The following is a 17,989-nucleotide window of genomic DNA, read 5'->3' as shown; positions in this document are numbered from 1 at the left end:
CATCCAGGGCAATTTCCTTCGCTCTGGGGCTATGAATCATGAGAAACATGATCAGCGGGTCCACCTACTTTGAGAGCTTCGGTGACCAGGGCGATCGCATCCTCATAAGAACCACAGATTGTTTTGCTGAAGTGGTACATAAGCCGCTGTTGGGTTGACATATCGTCAAGTTATATGTCGTAACCATGAGAAATATTGCGTTTCTCATAAACATAAATGATTATATAACTAGATAGTAGTTTAATCAAGCAAAATTGTAAAAGGTTGGCTGCTGTTTTAACTGCTTTGAATCGGAGGATGGATAGCAAATGCCTAATATTGCGGTGATTGGAGCGGGTCTGGGAGGGCTGCCTGCGGCCTATGAACTGCGCCATCTCTTGCCCCGAGACTACACGGTGACCCTGATTTCCCATGAGCCCAATTTCACCTTTATCCCAGGGCTGATCCAAGTTGCCCTCGACCTTAAGCCTTTAGAACACATTCAACTCGACCTGGAAACCCTTGCTCAGCGTCATGGACTGAACTGGGTTTCGGGAGGTGTGACCGCCCTCGATATCCCGAACCGGCGTATTACCGTCGCAGACGAGAAAACGATTGATTACGACTATGCCATGATTGCGACTGGCGCCTCCCTGGCCTTTGATCTCATTCCAGGCTTAGGGCCTCAAGGGGGATACACTCAGTCCGTTTGCACCCCCGATCATGCGATAGAAGCGAGACAGGCATGGCTCCAGTTTCTAGACAATCCAGGTCCGTTGGTGGTGGGGGCAGTCCCTGGTGCAGGCTGCTTTGGTCCGGCCTACGAGTTTGCCTTCATGGCGGAGCGAGAACTGCGCCGTCGCGGATTGCGTGACCAGGTGCCGATCACCTATGTGACACCAGAACCCTATGTCGGGCATTTGGGTGTCTCCGGTGTGAAAAACGCCCAGGCACTCACCGCTCAGTTGATGCAGGAGCGGGGCATTGAGGTGATTGACAATATGACCATTACAGCCGTCGAGGCAGAGAAGATGATTCTGGCTAACGGTCAGACGCTGCCGTTTAAGTACGCCATGATTCTCCCCGCCTTCCGAGGCGTGCAGTTTGTTCAGGATGTTCCCGGTTTAGGGGATGAGAGGGGCTTTATCCCGGTGCTGCCTACCCAGCGTCATCCCAACTTTCCTAACATTTATGCGGTTGGGGTCAGCGTCGAGTTGCCGCAACCCGATCAGACAGACATTCCGATTGGTCTGCCCAAGAGTGGCCAAATGAGCGAAGCGATGGCCACGGCGGCGGCTCACAATATTGCCGTTGACCTGGGTGTGATTCAGGCACCCCTGCAAATTCCCACCCTGGATGCCCTCTGTTTTGCAGAGTTTGGCGACACCGGGATTGCCTACATTGCCGCCCCAGTAATCCCCGATCCAGAGACCGGGCAGCGGCGATCGTCCTATGCCGTGCGAGGTCCCTGGGTGGTTTGGGCGAAGGCCGCCTTTGAGAAATATTTCATGCTGAAGATGCGCTACGGTGTGGGCATGCCCTGGTTCGAAAAGCTGGGGTTACGCGCGCTCTTTAAATTGAAGTTGTTCAAATCTGTATTACCGGAGGACATTCAAGCGCTGGCTCGGGTGTGAACTGACTGAGGCATAGCAGTTGCTAGTCCGGTTAGGACGCGACTGCGAGCCACTTTGCTTGTCTAACGACAGGGATAACGTCACCAGGTGTCCTAAGCAAAGTGGCCAGAGCTATAAGTGCGCTACCTGCGTGCAACTGAGTCCCAGACCGACAAAATCACAAAGACGTGCCATCTACTGGCCTGTCAACTTTCAAGCTCAGAATGAACCGTAAGTGCAGCTTGATGGAGCATTCCCTTGGAGGATTTCATGTTGAATCTGTTCAGTGCCTGCTTAATGACTCTGCTGGTGGTGTTGGGTATTTCAGTAAGCTTTCTCTCACCTGCCTATGCCCAAACGAATCCGGCAGATTTGGCAAAGGCCGTTGAAGAAATTGAGTATTTAGACGCGATGCGATCGGGGCTGGCATCCAGCTTAGAGGGAACCACAGAAGCGCCTACGCTACAAACGATGAAAGAGGTTTGCAAACCCGTGGGTATGCGAGCGAAGCAATTGAGCCAAGACAATGGTTGGCGGGTCAAACAAATTGCCAGCAAGTATCGCAACCCAGCCCACGCCCCCGATACGTTCCATGACAAAAGGGCGCTGGCCAAGTTTGAACAAGATCCTGAGCTGACGGGCTTTTGGGAGCGAGAAACCCTGAATGGTCAGGACGGAACGCGCTATTACCGTCGCATTAATGTTGAAGCCAGTTGTCTCGCCTGCCACGGGGCTCAGGGCGATCGCCCTCAGTTTGTCAAGGATAACTACCCACAAGATCTTGCCTATGACTTTCAGGTGGGGGACTTGCGCGGTATGTATGCCGTGTTTATTCCCGATGTGAAACAGGCATTAGAAGGGGCCCTTTCAGAATCTTAGGAAGGCGCATCGAAACATCCCATAGGAGCACTATGAGACATCCCATTCGCAAAATGGTTGCTGGGTTGGCCGCAACGGTACTGTTGGGATTCTGCGTCCTGTGCGCTGTGGCCCCTGCCTCCCCTGCCCTAGCCGCGATTCGGCAACTCGAAGAAGCCCCCGCACAGGTCGTCTACCAATCTCGGCAGACCGTGCAAGACCAACAGGGCGATCGCTGGCAGGTTATTTGGATATTTTGGTGGATGGCCCTTATGTGGAATCCCTCAACCAGGAGTCGTCACGAACTACCCGTAAAAGCGACGTCAGGAAACCGAGCCTGGGCTTCACCCATGGATTTCCCTTTCCCTTCTTCCTGCCAGTAGTTAATAATTTCAGTAGCTCGGTTTAAGAGCTCAATCCGCTCTTCTTCCTCGATCCAGGGCTTCTTCTCTAATTCCGTTTTGATTTGTTCCCAAGCATCATTGCGAGGCCAGAAAAAATAAGAGGTCAGCGGACTCGTCCCCTTGCCCACTACTTGGTCAACGGCTATGGCGACATCTTTTTCTAGCCAAAGCACTTTGAGAATGAATCGCGACGATAATGAGACCTCCACAGCGCCCCCATCTTACAAAACTACAGTCTTTCAGGATATCATACTTTATCCGACCACAAAACGTCAGCGTGGAGACCTGTTCAGATATCCCTAGCCATTGAGTACAGTCAGTATCCTGCTCCTGGGCCCATGAACCTAGTCGCTGCTCAGCCAAACGCCATCGTTGTGTTCGACATTGACGGTGTGCTCCGAGATGTGAGCCAATCCTACCGACGAGCCATTGCCGATACCGTCGAACACTACACCCAGGGCTATCGACCTCCACCAGAGGCTATTGACCGACTCAAGCAAGAAGGTATCTGGAACAATGATTGGCAGGCCTCCCGCGAGCTGATCTATCGCCACTTCGAAACCCAAGGACAGTCTCGGGAGACCATCGATTTGGACTTCGCCGCCCTGGTGCATTTCTTCCAGAGTCGCTATTTTGGGCCTGATATGAACCCTGTTGACCGCTGGAGTGGCTACATCACCCAAGAGGCGATGCTAGTCGATCGAGAGTACTTTGAGCAGCTGACAGCGGCTGGTATTGGCTGGGGATTTTTTAGTGGCGCGACTCGAGGCTCTGCCGCTTACGTCCTCGAGAGACGGCTGGGGCTCGAGCAGCCAATTCTAGTGGCCATGGGGGACGCGCCTGACAAACCTGACCCCACCGGTCTGATAGCCGTTGTCAAGCAGCTGACCCCAGATGCCACCACGGCAGTCCTCTATGTCGGTGATACCGTCGCTGACATGCATACAGTGGTGCGAGCTCGTCAAGCAGCCCCCGAGCGTTCTTGGTGGGGAATAGGCACACTGCCTCCCCATGTTCAGGCCCAGCCCCCTACCTATCAGGACAGCTATGGCCAGGCCCTAGAGAGGGCTGGCGCCGCCGCCGTGCTGTCATCGGTGCCAGCCCTGACCCCGGCCATGATCGACCACCTACTGGCCCAACCATCCCGGTCATAACGCCTTCTAACTCTAGACTCTGCCCTAGAGGACCCATGACTTGCAGCGCTGATTGCCGGGGCAGTGCTGGCTGACTCATCCCCCGCAGCAGTTGAGCCACAATGAAAGGGATAGCTCGTTCAGGCCGTGACCATGAGTACTCTCCCCGCATCTGCCACCCCTAAACTGCTGCAAATGCTCAATTGGATCTTCAGACCCTTGGCCTACATGGAGACCAATGGTCACCGTTATGGTGATCTGTTTCGGGCTCGGGGGCTCTACAACACCGTCTTTGTCAGCCATCCCGAGGCGATTCGCTTCCTGCTGACCAACGATACCAACGGTATCTTCACGGCTCCAGGAGAGACTAACGAGATTCTCAGGCCGCTGCTGGGGGGGAATTCTCTGATGCTGCTTAGTGGCCAAGCCCATCGCCAACGACGCCAGCTGGTGATGCCGCCCTTCCATGGGGAGCGCCTGAAGGTCTACGCCGACTTAATTCGTGATATCACCCGAGAGGCCATGATCGGCTTCTCTCCCCAAACTCCCTTCCAGGCTCGCAAACTGATGCAGAAAATCACCATGCGGGTGATCTTACAGGCTGTATTTGGCCTGCACCAGGGGGACCGCTACCAGCGTTTACAAACACTCTTGGCCCAGCGCCTAGATATGGCCAGCAAGCCCTTGGCCTCTACCCTGCTGTTCTTCCCAATTTTGCGGACCGATCTCGGGCCCTGGAGCCCAGGAGGACGGGCCCTGGCCCTGGCCGGCGAGATCGATGATCTCCTCTATGCCGAGATTCGCGAGCGCCGCCAGGCGTTGGCGGCAGACCGCAACGACATCCTTTCCCTATTACTGCAGGCCCGGAATGAGGATGGCAACGGTCTCAGCGATGAGGAATTGCGGGATGAGTTGATGACCCTGCTGGTGGCCGGCCATGAAACGACGGCAACCGCCCTGGCCTGGGCCTTGTACTGGAGCCATCGCGATCCAGCCATTAAGGCTCGTATTCGAGAGGAGATTGCTGAGGCCAACGCCACTGATCATCCGTTGCAACTGACGAAACTACCCTATCTGGAGGCCGTCTGTAAGGAAACCCTGCGCATCTATCCTGTGGCTCTGCTGACCTTTGCCCGACGACTAGAACAACCGGCGGACCTCCTAGGCCACTCCCTGGAGCCCGGCACCACCCTGATGGGGTGTATCTATCTACTGCACCATCGAGAGGATCTCTATCCCCAGCCCCAGCAGTTTCGACCGCAGCGCTTCCTAGAGCGACAGTACTCCGCCTTTGAGTTCATGCCTTTTGGGGCCGGTGCCCGGCGCTGTGTCGGTGCCGCCTTGGCCATGTATGAATTGAAGATTGTCTTGGGCACCCTGCTGGCTGAATTTGACCTGTCCCTAAGCAGTGATCAGCCGGTGGTGCCTGAGCGCCGTGGTGTCACCCTGGGCATGAAGGGCGGGGTCGATATGGTGTTTGCAGGCAGGCGCACTCCAGTGGCCTCGGCCCTGGTGTAGCCTATGCCGGTGTTAACATCAGGGCCAATTGGTCTCAAAGGCATCTTGCCCCTGGCCATAGACTAGATCGCCGTACCGTTGCCAGTGAGCCACCTCTTCAGCCGACAAGGAAGGCGCCTCTAGGACAGCCAGATTCGCCTCCAGGTCGTCGCGGGTCTTGGGTGCCGTCAGCACCAGCCGAATGGCGGGCTGATGCAGCCCGAAACGATAGCAGTCAGCCGCCGTCGGAGGATCGGTAGGCCAGGCGGGATGGCCCTGCAGCAGGGTGCCCCAGCGGGTACTGGTAAAAGCGACGACGGGAATATCGGCTGCCAGCGCCGCTGGCAGGACCGCTGCTTCGGCCTTGCGGTGGGCCATGTTGTAGCGATGCATCAGCACATCACAGCGAGATTCCTGGAGCAACCGCTGGGCGATGGCACGGGTGTGGGTAGTGACGCCGACATAGCGGATCAGACCGGCGGCTTTCCACTCGTACAGCTGCTCCAGCAGCGTCATGACCTGCTGCCAGTCATCGGCGGGGGACACATACTCGGCGAAGAGAATGTCGACGGTATCGATGGCTAGGGTCTGCCGTACCTGTTCGATATACGTTTGCCAAGACTTCAGTTCCCGGCGTTCACTGCCCGTGGCCACGATAGCCTGCTCACGATGCTGCTTCAGTAGCTGGTGCAAGTCCCTGAGCAGGGGGCTATCACCCAGGTCATAGGAAAAGAAGTAGTTGACCCCAGCCTGCCAGGCCAGATCGACACAGCCTGACTCCATTGGCTCTTGGCCTGCCAAGCCTAGGATACTGGCGGGTTGGCCCTGAATTGTCTGAATCTGCATGGACAGCAACTAGGTATTGTTAACTCTGAATCAGAGGATATTTGGAAAGACCCTGCAACCTTGCTCCAGACTGGCTTCTGGCCAACGGAGCCATACGCTCTAAAACGCCTACCTTACAGGCCTTTCAGCCGAGTTTCCAAATGTTCTCTCAGGCGTTGTCTAGGCAGCGCCATCAACCCCATCATGCCAAACCATGAGCCTAGCGATTACTATTTGTCCTTTACAGCGGGAAGAGTTACCCCAGGCCGACCACATCTTTCGGCTGGCCTTCGGCACTGCTGCCGGCCTGGCAGAGCCCCGACATATGTTTGGGGATGCCGGCTATATGCACCGCTGGCACCTTGAGCCTGGCGTTGCCATTGCGGCAAAGCATCAAGGACGGCTCATCGGCGGCAACTTTCTGACCCGCTGGGGCAGCCTGGGCAACTTTGGTCCGCTGACCGTGCATCCCGACTATTGGAATCAGGGGGTGGCCTCTCAGTTGATGGCAGCAACGATGGACCAGTTTAGTCAGTGCATCAACCGCCGCACTTGGATTTCTGCCGACCCGATGTCTATGCCCTAGACGATCGGCGCTGAGGAGGAGGTAGATTCCTTTATCTATCATGCTTGTTGATGCGCTTCAGATGCCTGAGCCTCGGGCCGGTGATGCTTCTCAGTTCCCTGGGCACTGTGATTCAGCCCTTTCCCGGCTGGTTTTCAGCTTTCTCAGAAATCCCTTATCGACCGCTTAGGTAGCGGTCAGAGACCCTTCAGGTGCCCCCATCACTATAGGACTCAAGATGATTGATTCGTTGAACACACCTGAAGGAGCAATGACCATGAAACGCTTTGCCTTATCTCTCCTGGCAGTCACCACCCTTGGCATTGTGGCGGCCCCAGCTAGCTACGCCGCCCCCGACTTCGACCAGCTGCGGCGGGAAAATCTAGAGAAGGATGCCGTCAACTTCGACGAGATCCGCCAGGAAAACCTGGATAAGTCCGGCAAAGTCGACTTCGACCAGCTACGCCGCGAAAACCTGGACAAAGACGCCGTCGATTTCGACGAGATCCGCCAGGAAAACCTCAACAAGTCTGGCAAGGTGGACTTCGACCAGCTGCGGCAGGAAAACCTGGACAAAGACGCTGTCGACTTCGATCAGCTGCGCCAAGACACTCTCGAGCAAGCCTAACCCTGTTCTAAAGCTAGGGTGATGGCAGAGTTGAGTCACCCTAAACGCCCCCGGTTTCCCTGGCCGGGGGCATTGTCATGGCCCGGGGCTACTGCAGCCGGAACAAAAACAGCAGCGTGGCCTGGTCGGCATTGAAATTGTCATCACTGACCAGCAGCAGACTGCGGCTGCCATCTGGGAGCCGGGGGCCTAGGCTCATGCCCTCTAGGTTATCCTGGGGCCCGTCTATCGTGGCGAAATCGAATAGGAGCCGCTTACGAATCAGCCGAATCGAATCACCGACGCCATCCAGACTGGCCATGGTCGAGGTATCGGTGGCCCCGCCTATGGCCATTTGAAACAGCTGGTTCTGAAACCCCTTCAGGCCAAAGGACCGCTCCAGCGCCAGGAAATGGCCGCCTTGATCTAGGGCCAGCAACTCGGTGAGGCCGTTGACGATGGCGCCTTGGGGTTCGAGCTCTAGGGGATAGAGGTGTTCGGCCAGCAGGGTTGCTTGCTCTGGCCCGATGAGGTAATGCAAGAAGCGGCTGTTGAGGGCATGGCTGGGGTCGTCGTCATAGTCTTGCACCAGGGCCGATTCGCTGGCGGTGAATAGGCGAAAGGGGTCTACCATGCCCATCGGACTGGGGACAGCGTTGAGGGTCAGGGCCTCTAGACCCAGGTTCTCCTGCACCCCTCGGGTCGGTTGTTGCGGGTCGTCTGGCAGGAAGCGATCGGGCAGGCGAAAGGAGGTCAGGGCTTGGCCGTCACGGTTGAATTCAGCGATGAAGGGGGGAGAGTTAGTGGCGGGTACTCCCTCGCTGGTGATGAAGACGGTCTGGCGAGGTGAGAGGGCCAATCCTTCTGGATCAACGGTATTGGCCGGGTAGGGTTCTCCGTCTGAGTTTTTCAGGAAGATCACATTTGCGATCGCAACTTGCGCCAACCGGGGCTGCCCCCGGGCATCCTTATTTACCGACAGAGACAGGACATAGAGCCGCGGCCGTTGCCGATCATCGCAGAGGGCATAGAGGCGATCGGTCTGGGCATCATAGGCCAACGCCGAGAGCCCCCCTAAAGGCACCCCCTGAACCATTTGTGTCGGCAGTTCATAGACATCGAGTAACTCGGTGGAGAGATCGAGAAACAACCGCTCCTCGGCGCTGACTCTAGGTAAACTACAGCTGCTCAGACACACCAGGGCTAAGGCCAGGCACAGCACCAGAACGGAACGCAGTCGGACCATGGATACCCCTTTCCCTTATCTCAGGTCAATGACATCACTGGGCAGTCTCCCAGCCAGGTCAGCAAGCCATACCATTTCTCACGTGAGCTCCGCCCGTGGATCGCTTGGAGTCAGGGCGTAGACTGTATAGTCGCAGCGCAGAAAATCGGTATTATAGCCATCAATCGCAGTGTACCTGACCGGCTCTCCCCTGGCTTCCCCAGCCTGCCAATTCCCGGATACATCAGCACTCTGCGCTTCTGATTACTAATTACTAACATGACTTGACAAGCCTTAGAGCAGACGCCTAGCGTAGACCAGATTCTCTACATCTAGCGTCTTGGTCCTGCCATTATCGGCCCCAGCCCACTATGCTCAAATTCTTCACCAAGCTTGACTATTTGCTACGGGAAACCCTCCTAGGCCTGCGCCGGGGTGGTTGGATGAATTGGGCCGCCGTCAGTACGATTACGGTGCTGCTGTTCCTCTTCGGCATCAGCCTGCAATCCACCTGGCAGCTGGAAAGCCTGCTCAACCAATTCGGCAGCCAATTAGAAGTCTCTGCCTATTTAGAGAGCGGCATCCCGGCGGATACCCTGCGTCCCACGGTAGAGGCCATGCCCGAGGTGATGCAAGTGACCACTGTCAGCAAAGAGGAGGCCTGGGAAGCCCTAGTAGACGACCTGGGCCTTGCCGACATCGAAGGGGCCACCGAACAACTCAATGGCAATCCCTTAGTGGATGAGCTCAAGGTCAAGGCCCGCTCTTCCGAGGATGTCCCCGCCCTGGCCGACCAACTGACGACTCTGCAAGGGGTGGATGAGGTTAGCTACATCGACGAAGCCGTCCAGCGCCTGGCCCAACTAAATCAAGGATTGCGCTGGGTCAGCATTGGCGTGATTACCCTGCTTAGCCTCACCGCCATGGCCGTCATCACCACCACAATTCGCCTGATCGTGTTGGCCCGCCGCCGTGAGATCGAAGTGATGCAGCTGGTCGGCGCCACCGCCGCTTGGATTTACTTGCCATTCATCCTGCAAGGGGCCTGCTTTGGTATCGTCGGCGCCGGCATTTCCTGGGGCTGTTTGTTGGGGATCCATCGATTTATTGAGGAACTAGTGGCCCAGCAGCCAGATTTCGTGCAATTCCTGGTCAATGGCCTGCAACTCACCGTCCAGCAATCCCTGCTATTGCCAGTGTCCCTGTTTTCTCTAGGCAGCATCGTGGGACTGATGGGCAGTCTGCTCGCCGTGCGCAAGTTTGCCCTGCGGTAAGCACTGACAAAACCTCTGCCGGCTGCGGATAACTCTAAAAAAGTGCCTTGATACGACTTTGAATGCTGGAACCGGCTTGAAAAGTGGAGAGACCGTCGGTTGGCGCGTCAATGGCGATTGAGCTGGATGAGGTTACGCTAAGACAGCAACTTAGATTGCATGACCCCCGATTCCTCTTCTCTCGTGAGATATCCGGGCTAAACTCCTGGAATCATTTAGCACGCAGCAGTTACGGCAAATGGCAAAGCAGCATCAGCTGGCTGGCTATTCCAAAGTAAAGAAAGCTGACTTAGTGGAGTTATTGACAGCTAGGTGGCTCTACACTAAGCAAAATGCTAGCTTGAGCCTGGCACAGTCCCCTGACTATCAAGCACGGAGCTAAAACCCATGGCTAAGCGGGTGAGGTTAACCATCGACTGGCGTCAAGGCATGGCTGATGTGCCCCTAGACCACCAAGAAACCATCACCACCAGCCTCTTTCAAGATCTCAGCCAGCTAGACGAGGTGGACCAGATCAACCGGGTGGCCGACCCCCAAGTACCCGCTGGCGGCATGGGAGTTGCTGCTTGGCTGTGGAGCATTCTCACCGCCGAGATCACCATCGAGGGGATTAAGGCCCTGGGCCAGGATGTCCAGGCCCGCCTGCCGGGAAAGCCCATCGAGTTCACCCTAGAGGCCGGAGGCAAATCCATTAGCGTTAAAAACCTGCGCCCAGCGGATCTCGATGCCACCCTGGATAAACTAGTGGCAGCGGCCCAAGATTTGGCCAACGATTCCCCATGAGCACGCTGACCTTGAATCTCAATTCGGTGGTGCAACTGACCGATGATCAGTTCCTGCGGCTCTGTGCCCACAATCCTGATGTGCAGCTGGAGCGGACGGCCACTGGAGAGTTGATCATCATGCCACCGACGGGGGGAGAAACCGGCAAGCGCAGCTCCGATTTGAACGCAGAACTGAACCTGTGGAATCGCCGAACGCAGCTGGGCGTCACCTTTGACTCCTCCACCGGGTTTGTGCTGCCCAATGGCGCTATCCGCTCACCCGATGCCGCCTGGATTCCTCACCACCGCTGGGACGAGCTCACCCCAGATCAGCGCCAGCGGTTCTTGCCCCTGTGCCCTGACTTTGCGGTGGAGCTGCTGTCGCCCAGCGATCGCTGGCAAGATGGCTATGCCAAGCTACAGGAATATCAGGCCAACGGCACTCGCCTGGGTTGGCTCATCGATCCTCAACAGCGCCGGGTTGGCATTTTTCGTGAGGGCGGCACCATCGAAGTATTAGACAATCCTGAGCAATTATCTGGGGAAGCCGTTCTGCCCGAATTTATGGTATCCCTATCGCTGCTCTGGGCCGCTTAGAGTGGCGTAGGCTGAGCTACGCGTCTCAGTCATATGCATCACGACTTATCCCAGATCTAATGCCGAACAATCTCTTGAGCAGCCTATACCGTGTGAGCTTTTTTACTGTCTCTCAGGCTTTAAAGCAGCCTCTAAGACAAACAAGGCTCCCTCTTTACGTAACATCTCAAAAATTCGGATATAGGGAACTTCAAAAGTATGGCAGACCGCTGGAATTTTGATCTTTCGACGTCCCGGTTGCCTAGGATTGAAGACTTCATGGGTAAACACCGTATTTGCTTCATTCTGCTGCTCTAACCAAGCCCAAAATCCCGGACACAGGTCAAAGCCGTAATAATCATTCTTGGCTTGAATAAATATATTGGTGTCGAGGAGATAGGCCATTGGAGTATTAGACAGAGACCGAAAGTTCCCTTGCAAGCTGCTTAAAGGTTTCGACCTTAGATAGCTTGAGTAGCCTAAGTGCATCTCGATAAGGGGTACGCCCCTCTAAGGTGCTCTCCACCAAGGCCATGAGAAATTGATTACTAAACCGAGAGATTTGCGTGCGATAAAAGTCTCCTCCGCCTGTTTGCTCATTAGCAGAGACCTGAAAGCGTTCCTGCTCAGCTTGATAACGCTGCTGGAAGGTACTGTTAGAAATCAATTCTTGGTCGTTTAATCGGCGCAAAACCACCAGGGTGCTGACCTTGAAACGCTGAGTCAAAGGTTGCAACCAATCTTCTTGAGACGCTGCCTCAGCCCAGGCATCTCTTAATTCAGCGGCTGGGACAAGTAACTCAGCAGCAACCTGGTTACAGAATCGTTCAAGGTCGTCATGGTCGGCATAGGTTTTATCGAAGTTAGAAATGCCAGATACGCCCACCCAAATATGCACTAGTTTATGGGCCAGGGTAAATATCTGGGCTCCTTTAGAGTCGCTAGAATTGATGAAGATCAGAGGCGCATAGTCATCAGACAGCGCAAAGCCCCGAAATTCATCTACAGAAAGCTTGCGGCAATTATTGGCGCCGACAACGCTGTTCCGCATAACCAACACGCCTGTGGACTCAATTTGCTCGGTTTGCAGCTTGAGTGCATCCTCCCAGGGACGAGCATCTCGACTGGCTTCAAAGTTGATCACCTCGCGGATGCGATCAGCCGCTGCTTTAATCGATATGTCCACAGGCAAACTACCCACAAAGGACAAGGGGGTTTCACCTCGGGCGAGCAATTCATCGCGAAACCAACTCTGAATTTGTTGAGCCTGATTCAGAATCTCGAGCAGATCGGGACTGGGCCGCCGCATTTCCTCATTTCGGAGGGTGCGGAAGTCGGGAATGGAGAGGGTCTCTCGAGGCGGCTCTGGAAGATAAAGATAACCAAAAGGTGTATGGGTTATATCTGCTAGCTTCTGGGCTTGCTTGAAGGTCAGCTCTCCGCTTGCTTCCCAGCCTGTGATCCGCTCTGGCTTGACGCTCATTTTCTTAGCCAACACGTCTACACTCATGCCGGCGCGTTCTCGCGCCCAGCGCAAAAGTGTCGGTTGCAGGCTGATCTTCATAACTTAGCAGGCGGTAAGGCTGACTCAGGGCAGTTAACCGTGAAAATATAGTGCCAGCGATCTTACTAATATTGTCGCTCTAATTACTGCGCTTTGAAGACAACGTAGGGTAGGCATTCCAAGATGCGAATACAGCGTTTTTGAAGCTAGTGAGGTACACGGATGACTATGAAACCCTTGATATCAGGAGATAGGCTGTACCTCACCCAGTAAGGAAATGCTGTATGCTCTTTGCCTACTTCATAGACAAGGCGATGTTCTTGGGTAATACGTCGAGACCAGCATCCTTTTAACTCATGTTTCAGAGGTTCTGGTTTTCCAGTGCCTATAAATGGCGTGCGCTGAATCTCTCTAATCAATTTAATAATACGAAGAGCGATTTTACGATCTTGCTGAATCCACCAAGCTAGGTCTTCGAAGGCATTCGGGTCAAACTCAATAGGCTTCATTCCAGACCTAGCTGAGTCAACGCGGTTTCAAAGGCTATTCCCTCTGATCGCTGTTTAGCGTCTAGTAGGCGCTGCCGCATCGTGTCACTCTTTAACAGATGTTGGGTTTCAAGCTCGCCAAGAATGCTTTGCCAAAGCTGAATCGGTAAGATAACCCCGGTCACCTCACCCTGTTCGTCAGAAATGTACTGAACCTTTGAGTCATCTACCATAGTTGATTTCGTAACCCGTCTCCTAGGATGATAGCTATCATTTCAGGCGGGCGACAGTGCATGAGTCCTGCCCTTGCGGCTAGAAGTCGTGTAGGTGGGCATTGCAGCCCAGTCATAGGCATTATTGCCTGGGGCTTCAAGGTTGATCTGCTAGAGACGGCCATTGAGGTCATCAAGCCAGGTTAAAAGCCTCTGTCCGGAAGATCTCGACAATACTCTGGATACACTAGTGGCAGCGGCCAAAGAACTCACCAAAGACTAGCGCAGCAGGCATGGGACGCAAAATCGCACTATTGATCGGGGTAGGGAAATACGGCAAAGGTTTACCCCCTCTCAACTGCCCCATCAATGGTGTCGAGGCCCTGAGGCAGGTCCTGGAGGATAACCATATCGGCGGTTTCGATCAGGTGATACCGCTGCGCAACCCCGATGTGGGCACGGCCCGTCGTCGCATTGCCGAAGTCTTCAACCAGCTCTCCCAGCCGGATTTAGGGTTGCTCTATTTCACTGGCCATGGCATCAAAGACATGTCGGGAGAGTTTTATCTCACCACGGCCGACTCTCAGCTCTTCGAGAATGGCCGCATCAATGCCGGGACCGCCCTGGAAGCCGAGTTTATCAAACGAGTCATCAATAACTCCGTAGCCCAGCGCAAAGTCGTGATTCTGGACTGTTGCTTTGGGGCCGCCTTCGCCGAGGGCTTTCTGGGCATGGATGACAGCCGCATCGATGTCGAAACCCAGTTGGGCGGCAAGGGCTGGTGTGTGTTGGCGGCCTCCACCTCTACCCGCTATGCCCTGGAACAAGAAGGAGAACCCCTCTCGGTCTACACCCGCTATTTGGTAGAAGGGCTCAAAACCGGGGGGGCCGCCCCGGAAGCCAAAGCAGCTATTTCCGTGGGTGATTGGCATGACTATGTGCGCGCCAGCGTCCGCGCCGCCGCCCCAGCCATGGAACCGGTGATTTTCAACGCCAAGCAGGGCCGCGATATCCTCGTGGCCAAGGCGGTGATTGACGCCGAGCAACTTTACCGCAAAGAGGTGCAGTCGGTCGTTCGCGGGGGCAAGATTTTTGGGGCTGGCCGCCGAGTCCTAAAACAAAAACGGCAAGTCCTAAACCTCAGCGCTGACGCGGCTGCAACCATCGAAGCCTCAGTGCTAAGACCCTTCCAAGAAAAGGCAGCGAACTTAGCCGAATACGAAGCTGCTCTGCGGGAAGAAATTGAGATGACGTTTCCCCTGGATGAGCCAGCCATCAGGGTGCTGAAACGGCTTCAGACATCGCTAAACCTGCGGGATGAGGACTTGCAGCCGGTGATTAAGCAGGTAGACAAAGAGTTTCCTGTGGTTGAAGCTCTCTTACGAGGACCTCAGCCATTGCAACCAGCGACATCACCTGCTCCTCCGGCCCCCTCAAAAAATGAAGCCCCCACCTTCGAGTTTGAGACGGTGACGGTGGATGCCCAGGGCAACATCACCGAGCGCCGCCAGGGAAAGGCTGAATATCGCAGCGAAGATCTGGGCAGCGGCATCACCCTGGAACTGGTGTCCATTCCCGCTGGCGAATTTTTGATGGGAGCGCCCGCAGATGAGGAAGGTCGAAGTGACGACGAAGGACCTCAACATCGAGTGCAAGTGCCTGAGTTTTGGATGGGCAAGTTTCCGGTGACGCAGGCGCAATATCAAGCCGTCACGGGCAAAAATCCCAGCAAGTTCAAGGGTGAGAATCGCCCGGTGGAGAAGGTGTCCTGGGAAGACGCCGTGGCCTTCTGTCAGAAGCTGTCGGAGCAGACGGGCCGCACCTACCGCCTGCCCAGTGAAGCCGAGTGGGAATATGCCTGCCGGGCTGGCACCACCACCCCATTTCATTTTGGTGAGACGATCACGCCGGACCTGGCGAATTATAACGGCAACTATACCTATGGCTCCGGCCCCAAAGGCACCTATCGCCAAAAGACCACCGAGGTCGGCCGCTTTCCCCCCAACGCCTTCGGCCTCTACGACATGCATGGCAATGTCTGGGAGTGGTGCCAGGATGTCTGGCACAGTAGCTATGAAGGAGCCCCTACGGATGGCTCTGCCTGGCTAAAGGGAGGCGATCAAGACCGCCGGGTGCTGCGGGGTGGTTCTTGGGGCGCCTTTCCTCGGTACTGCCGGTCTGCTAGCCGCCTCAGGTACTACCCGGACAATCAGTACGGCAGCATCGGGTTCCGCGTTGTCTGTTCTCCCCCAAGGACTCTACCGTAACCCTTTTCTCTATAGTACTTTTGCACTATCCACTTCAGTCTTTTCTCTTTCCCCACCGCCGCAGGCGGTTCAAATTTTTCGGCATTTTAGAAGTGTAGTGTGGGCATTGTGACTCAATGACAGGCATCACCCCCTATTCCAGACCCAATGCCCACCAATCTCTTCAGCAGCAATAGCTTATTCACCAACCGCTCCGACCAAATCTGTAAAATTTGGAATTTTGGGCTGTTTCCCATCGCAACAGCAAGCCCAATCTACCGAGTAACTTCCGGCTTCAACCCATTTGTGGAAACTCGAAAATGCCCATAGATGGGGACAGGATACTAGCCCAGTGGCCTTTTCCAGAGTACCCAGGGCAGATTCAGACAATGCTTACCCTACCTGACTTAGTGGTAAATCAGGTGGTGGAGATCAGAGCTGGTTTCTGGCTATGTGTCTTCGGAAAGGGGGGCATTGGCGATCAGGGGAAAGCGCTCTGGGTGTTGGATGGTCTCCAGAGAAAGATCAACATCGAGGTCTGGCCAATAGAGATGGCCAGGGTGGGGTTCTTCTAAGTTAAAAATATGTTTGACGGGGGCATTCTCAAACCACGGAAAGGTTTCGTATGGCAGAAAATACTCATGGTCATGGCAGAGCAGCCAGATCCCATTGACGCAAATGTTGCTAACTTCGGTTTTGGAAGTAACGGTTTCATGCCGTTCTAAACTCGTCATAATGTTCCTCAACTAGCGTTTCAATTTGCTTGAGTTGCACTCTTGAGAGTTTGTAATTGGTGGCCAATTCGATTTCGGGTTCTAGCCAAAACTTGGCCTCGCCATCTGGACAGGAAATATGGATGTGGACTCGGCTTTCTTCTCTAGAAAAGAAGTAAAAGCGATAGGGGCCAATTTTTAGGACGGTTGGCATTGATGAACCTGTGACGCTCAGGCTGTTGGCATCATCGGTGTGCTATCTGACTACGGTGAATCTCGGATGCCAGTGATATCGCTACTGCATTTTAGCAACCAGATTTAGCTGTCATAGGCGGCCTCCAGGATAGCGGCAGGGGCATCACTGGCGGTCGCTTGCCAGCCCCACACATCAATCTTGCCCGTCACCGCAGTGGAATCGAGAAAGCAGCATAGGACCCCCCTACCGGGGCAACGGCAGTATTCACAAAGCTGCTGAACTCTCTCAGCCACCTCGCGCCTGAGGCTGGGAGGAACCCGGTCAGACTCAGGCGGCATTGGAGGGATGGGATTGAGAGGAAAACTGCTGATTTAAGGCCAATAGATCAAGATTTCTCAACTTAGCGAGTTCCATCAACGCCTCAAGTCGTTGACCCCGGGGATATGGCTCGTTGCCAGATATCGCCAGGAGGCATTGCGAAAGATGGGTAAGGATTAGTCCCATTTTACCAGTGCACCCTACCTGACTACTGCATCACCTCCCAGCACCACTAAACTCCCCACCACGGAGGGTTGAATTGGTATAGCCTGTATCCGTCTGTATCCATGAGAAACTGGTTCGGTAAACCCCGCCTAAAGAAGTACAAAAAACCGCCTCTAATAGTTTGCTTTCTGTTTCTATACTGTAACTAAACAGGGTAGAACTTCCCTGATTGCCAATGACTCAATCCGGAGAGTACGAACCTCTTATATCCTTGTCTAGGATTTAGGATTGGTCACTAGTTAGTCGCGAGGAGGCGATACTAATATGGCACTGGTACGTTGGGAACCGTTCCGCGAACTTGATAACCTGCAAAAAGAGATGAATCGACTGTTCGACAGCTTTTCTCCTGAGCGTTATGGTCGGCTGACCGATGGTGTTTTTGCACCGGCAGCTGAGATCAACGAAACAGACGATGCTGTTGACTTGAAGCTGGAACTCCCTGGCATGAAGCCGGAAGATGTCGATGTGCAAGTGGCAGCGGATGCCGTCGTTATAAGTGGTGAGCGCAAGTCTGAGTCACGCACTGACGAGGATGGCTATGTCCGCAGCGAATTTCACTACGGTAAGTTCCAGCGGACGATTCCTCTGCCGACACGGGTTCAGAATGCCGATGCTAGCGCCGAGTACAAAGACGGTATCTTGACCCTACACTTGCCTAAGGCGGAGGAAGAACGCAACAAAGTGGTGAAGGTCCAGTTAAACCCAGCTAGCTCATAAGGAACTGGGCCTCCATAGGCTACTTTAAGGAACCTTGGGCGTTGCTGCGG

The 17,989-nt window shown here is 54.8% G+C and carries 23 protein-coding genes; 13 read left to right on the top strand and 10 right to left on the bottom strand.

The window, feature by feature from the left end; all coding sequences use genetic code 11:
* The first annotated feature begins 308 nt into the window (after positions 1-308).
* The 3 genes from XM38_RS20830 (at position 309) to XM38_RS28005 (ending at position 2,833) form a co-directional block, all read left to right on the top strand.
* Positions 309-1,613 carry an NAD(P)/FAD-dependent oxidoreductase gene (locus XM38_RS20830; protein WP_080805937.1) on the top strand — a complete coding sequence of 435 codons (1,305 nt, stop codon included), beginning with the start codon at positions 309-311 and terminating at the stop codon, positions 1,611-1,613.
* A 249-nt stretch (positions 1,614-1,862) separates the two neighbouring features.
* A complete protein-coding gene (locus tag XM38_RS20825) occupies positions 1,863-2,471 on the top strand; it encodes a Tll0287-like domain-containing protein (RefSeq protein WP_080805936.1) in 609 nt (202 codons plus the stop codon).
* A 32-nt stretch (positions 2,472-2,503) separates the two neighbouring features.
* The gene (locus tag XM38_RS28005; protein ID WP_088430934.1) at positions 2,504-2,833 is read left to right on the top strand and encodes a DUF3122 domain-containing protein; all 330 of its coding nucleotides are present in this window, start codon (positions 2,504-2,506) and stop codon (positions 2,831-2,833) included.
* Here the strand turns inward: XM38_RS28005 and XM38_RS20815 are convergent.
* Positions 2,749-3,063, bottom strand: a complete 315-nt coding sequence (locus tag XM38_RS20815) for a 30S ribosomal protein PSRP-3 (protein ID WP_080805932.1) — start codon at positions 3,061-3,063, stop codon at positions 2,749-2,751. The genes XM38_RS28005 and XM38_RS20815 overlap by 85 nt on opposite strands.
* 129 nt (positions 3,064-3,192) lie before the next feature.
* Here XM38_RS20815 and XM38_RS20810 point away from each other — a divergent pair, with 129 nt between their 5' ends.
* Together XM38_RS20810 and XM38_RS20805 are read left to right on the top strand one after the other, a co-directional pair.
* Entirely contained in the window at positions 3,193-4,008 is an 816-nt protein-coding gene (locus XM38_RS20810; RefSeq protein ID WP_080805930.1) for a TIGR01548 family HAD-type hydrolase, read from the top strand.
* A gap of 132 nt (positions 4,009-4,140) precedes the next feature.
* On the top strand, positions 4,141-5,505 hold the full coding sequence (locus XM38_RS20805) for a cytochrome P450 (RefSeq protein WP_080805928.1): 1,365 nt from the start codon (positions 4,141-4,143) through the stop codon (positions 5,503-5,505).
* Positions 5,506-5,523: 18 nt separating this feature from the next.
* Here XM38_RS20805 and XM38_RS20800 read toward each other — a convergent pair whose 3' ends face one another.
* A complete protein-coding gene (locus XM38_RS20800) occupies positions 5,524-6,330 on the bottom strand; it encodes an aldo/keto reductase (protein WP_080805926.1) in 807 nt (268 codons plus the stop codon).
* A 193-nt stretch (positions 6,331-6,523) separates the two neighbouring features.
* On the opposite strand from XM38_RS20800, the gene XM38_RS20795 reads away from it, so the two are divergent.
* Positions 6,524-6,895, top strand: coding sequence for a GNAT family N-acetyltransferase (locus XM38_RS20795; RefSeq protein WP_080805924.1), 372 nt, complete (start codon positions 6,524-6,526; stop codon positions 6,893-6,895).
* A gap of 256 nt (positions 6,896-7,151) precedes the next feature.
* Positions 7,152-7,502: a hypothetical protein gene (locus tag XM38_RS20790; protein WP_080805923.1), complete on the top strand. Its 351-nt coding sequence runs from the start codon at positions 7,152-7,154 to the stop codon at positions 7,500-7,502.
* An 88-nt stretch (positions 7,503-7,590) separates the two neighbouring features.
* Here the strand turns inward: XM38_RS20790 and XM38_RS20785 are convergent, their stop codons facing one another.
* The gene (locus XM38_RS20785) at positions 7,591-8,727 is read right to left on the bottom strand and encodes an esterase-like activity of phytase family protein (RefSeq protein WP_187329488.1); all 1,137 of its coding nucleotides are present in this window, start codon (positions 8,725-8,727) and stop codon (positions 7,591-7,593) included.
* Between the two features lie 350 nt (positions 8,728-9,077).
* On the opposite strand from XM38_RS20785, the gene XM38_RS20780 reads away from it, so the two are divergent.
* The 4 genes from XM38_RS20780 to XM38_RS20765 all read left to right on the top strand — a co-directional run bounded on the left by XM38_RS20780 (position 9,078) and on the right by XM38_RS20765 (position 11,341).
* A complete protein-coding gene (locus XM38_RS20780) occupies positions 9,078-9,980 on the top strand; it encodes a cell division protein FtsX (RefSeq protein ID WP_080805921.1) in 903 nt (300 codons plus the stop codon).
* A 190-nt stretch (positions 9,981-10,170) separates the two neighbouring features.
* The gene (locus XM38_RS29180; RefSeq protein ID WP_137455244.1) at positions 10,171-10,362 is read left to right on the top strand and encodes a Rho termination factor N-terminal domain-containing protein; all 192 of its coding nucleotides are present in this window, start codon (positions 10,171-10,173) and stop codon (positions 10,360-10,362) included.
* A gap of 5 nt (positions 10,363-10,367) precedes the next feature.
* Complete coding sequence (locus XM38_RS20770; RefSeq protein WP_080805917.1) at positions 10,368-10,763, top strand: hypothetical protein; 396 nt, start codon at positions 10,368-10,370, stop codon at positions 10,761-10,763.
* Positions 10,760-11,341, top strand: a complete 582-nt coding sequence (locus tag XM38_RS20765) for a Uma2 family endonuclease (protein WP_080805915.1) — start codon at positions 10,760-10,762, stop codon at positions 11,339-11,341. Before XM38_RS20770 ends, XM38_RS20765 begins: the two co-directional genes overlap by 4 nt.
* Positions 11,342-11,443: 102 nt before the next feature.
* Here XM38_RS20765 and XM38_RS20760 read toward each other — a convergent pair whose 3' ends face one another.
* From XM38_RS20760 to XM38_RS20745, 4 genes are all read right to left on the bottom strand, one after another.
* Entirely contained in the window at positions 11,444-11,725 is a 282-nt protein-coding gene (locus XM38_RS20760; RefSeq protein ID WP_088430930.1) for a DUF4411 family protein, read from the bottom strand.
* A 7-nt stretch (positions 11,726-11,732) separates the two neighbouring features.
* Positions 11,733-12,884, bottom strand: a complete 1,152-nt coding sequence (locus XM38_RS20755) for an XRE family transcriptional regulator (RefSeq protein WP_088430928.1) — start codon at positions 12,882-12,884, stop codon at positions 11,733-11,735.
* Positions 12,885-13,030: 146 nt separating this feature from the next.
* Entirely contained in the window at positions 13,031-13,333 is a 303-nt protein-coding gene (locus XM38_RS20750; protein ID WP_080806095.1) for a Txe/YoeB family addiction module toxin, read from the bottom strand.
* On the bottom strand, positions 13,330-13,545 hold the full coding sequence (locus XM38_RS20745) for a prevent-host-death protein (RefSeq protein ID WP_080814365.1): 216 nt from the start codon (positions 13,543-13,545) through the stop codon (positions 13,330-13,332). Before XM38_RS20745 ends, XM38_RS20750 begins: the two co-directional genes overlap by 4 nt.
* Before the next feature lie 272 nt (positions 13,546-13,817).
* Here XM38_RS20745 and XM38_RS28270 point away from each other — a divergent pair, with 272 nt between their 5' ends.
* Positions 13,818-15,791: a caspase, EACC1-associated type gene (locus XM38_RS28270; RefSeq protein WP_088430926.1), complete on the top strand. Its 1,974-nt coding sequence runs from the start codon at positions 13,818-13,820 to the stop codon at positions 15,789-15,791.
* 428 nt (positions 15,792-16,219) lie between these two features.
* Here XM38_RS28270 and XM38_RS20735 read toward each other — a convergent pair whose 3' ends face one another.
* From XM38_RS20735 to XM38_RS20725, 3 genes are all read right to left on the bottom strand, one after another.
* Complete coding sequence (locus XM38_RS20735) at positions 16,220-16,504, bottom strand: DUF2442 domain-containing protein (protein WP_088430924.1); 285 nt, start codon at positions 16,502-16,504, stop codon at positions 16,220-16,222.
* The gene (locus XM38_RS20730) at positions 16,482-16,697 is read right to left on the bottom strand and encodes a DUF4160 domain-containing protein (RefSeq protein ID WP_080805905.1); all 216 of its coding nucleotides are present in this window, start codon (positions 16,695-16,697) and stop codon (positions 16,482-16,484) included. The genes XM38_RS20735 and XM38_RS20730 overlap by 23 nt, the downstream gene beginning before the upstream one ends.
* Before the next feature lie 104 nt (positions 16,698-16,801).
* Complete coding sequence (locus tag XM38_RS20725; protein ID WP_137455195.1) at positions 16,802-17,017, bottom strand: hypothetical protein; 216 nt, start codon at positions 17,015-17,017, stop codon at positions 16,802-16,804.
* Between the two features lie 469 nt (positions 17,018-17,486).
* Here XM38_RS20725 and XM38_RS20720 point away from each other — a divergent pair, with 469 nt between their 5' ends.
* On the top strand, positions 17,487-17,939 hold the full coding sequence (locus XM38_RS20720) for an Hsp20/alpha crystallin family protein (protein ID WP_080805904.1): 453 nt from the start codon (positions 17,487-17,489) through the stop codon (positions 17,937-17,939).
* Positions 17,940-17,989 lie beyond the last annotated feature (50 nt).

The organism is Halomicronema hongdechloris C2206 (assembly GCF_002075285.3).
GTDB classification, from domain to species: Bacteria; Cyanobacteriota; Cyanobacteriia; order Phormidesmidales; family Phormidesmidaceae; genus Halomicronema_B; species Halomicronema_B hongdechloris.
This window is presented reverse-complemented; position numbering and strand designations above follow the sequence as displayed.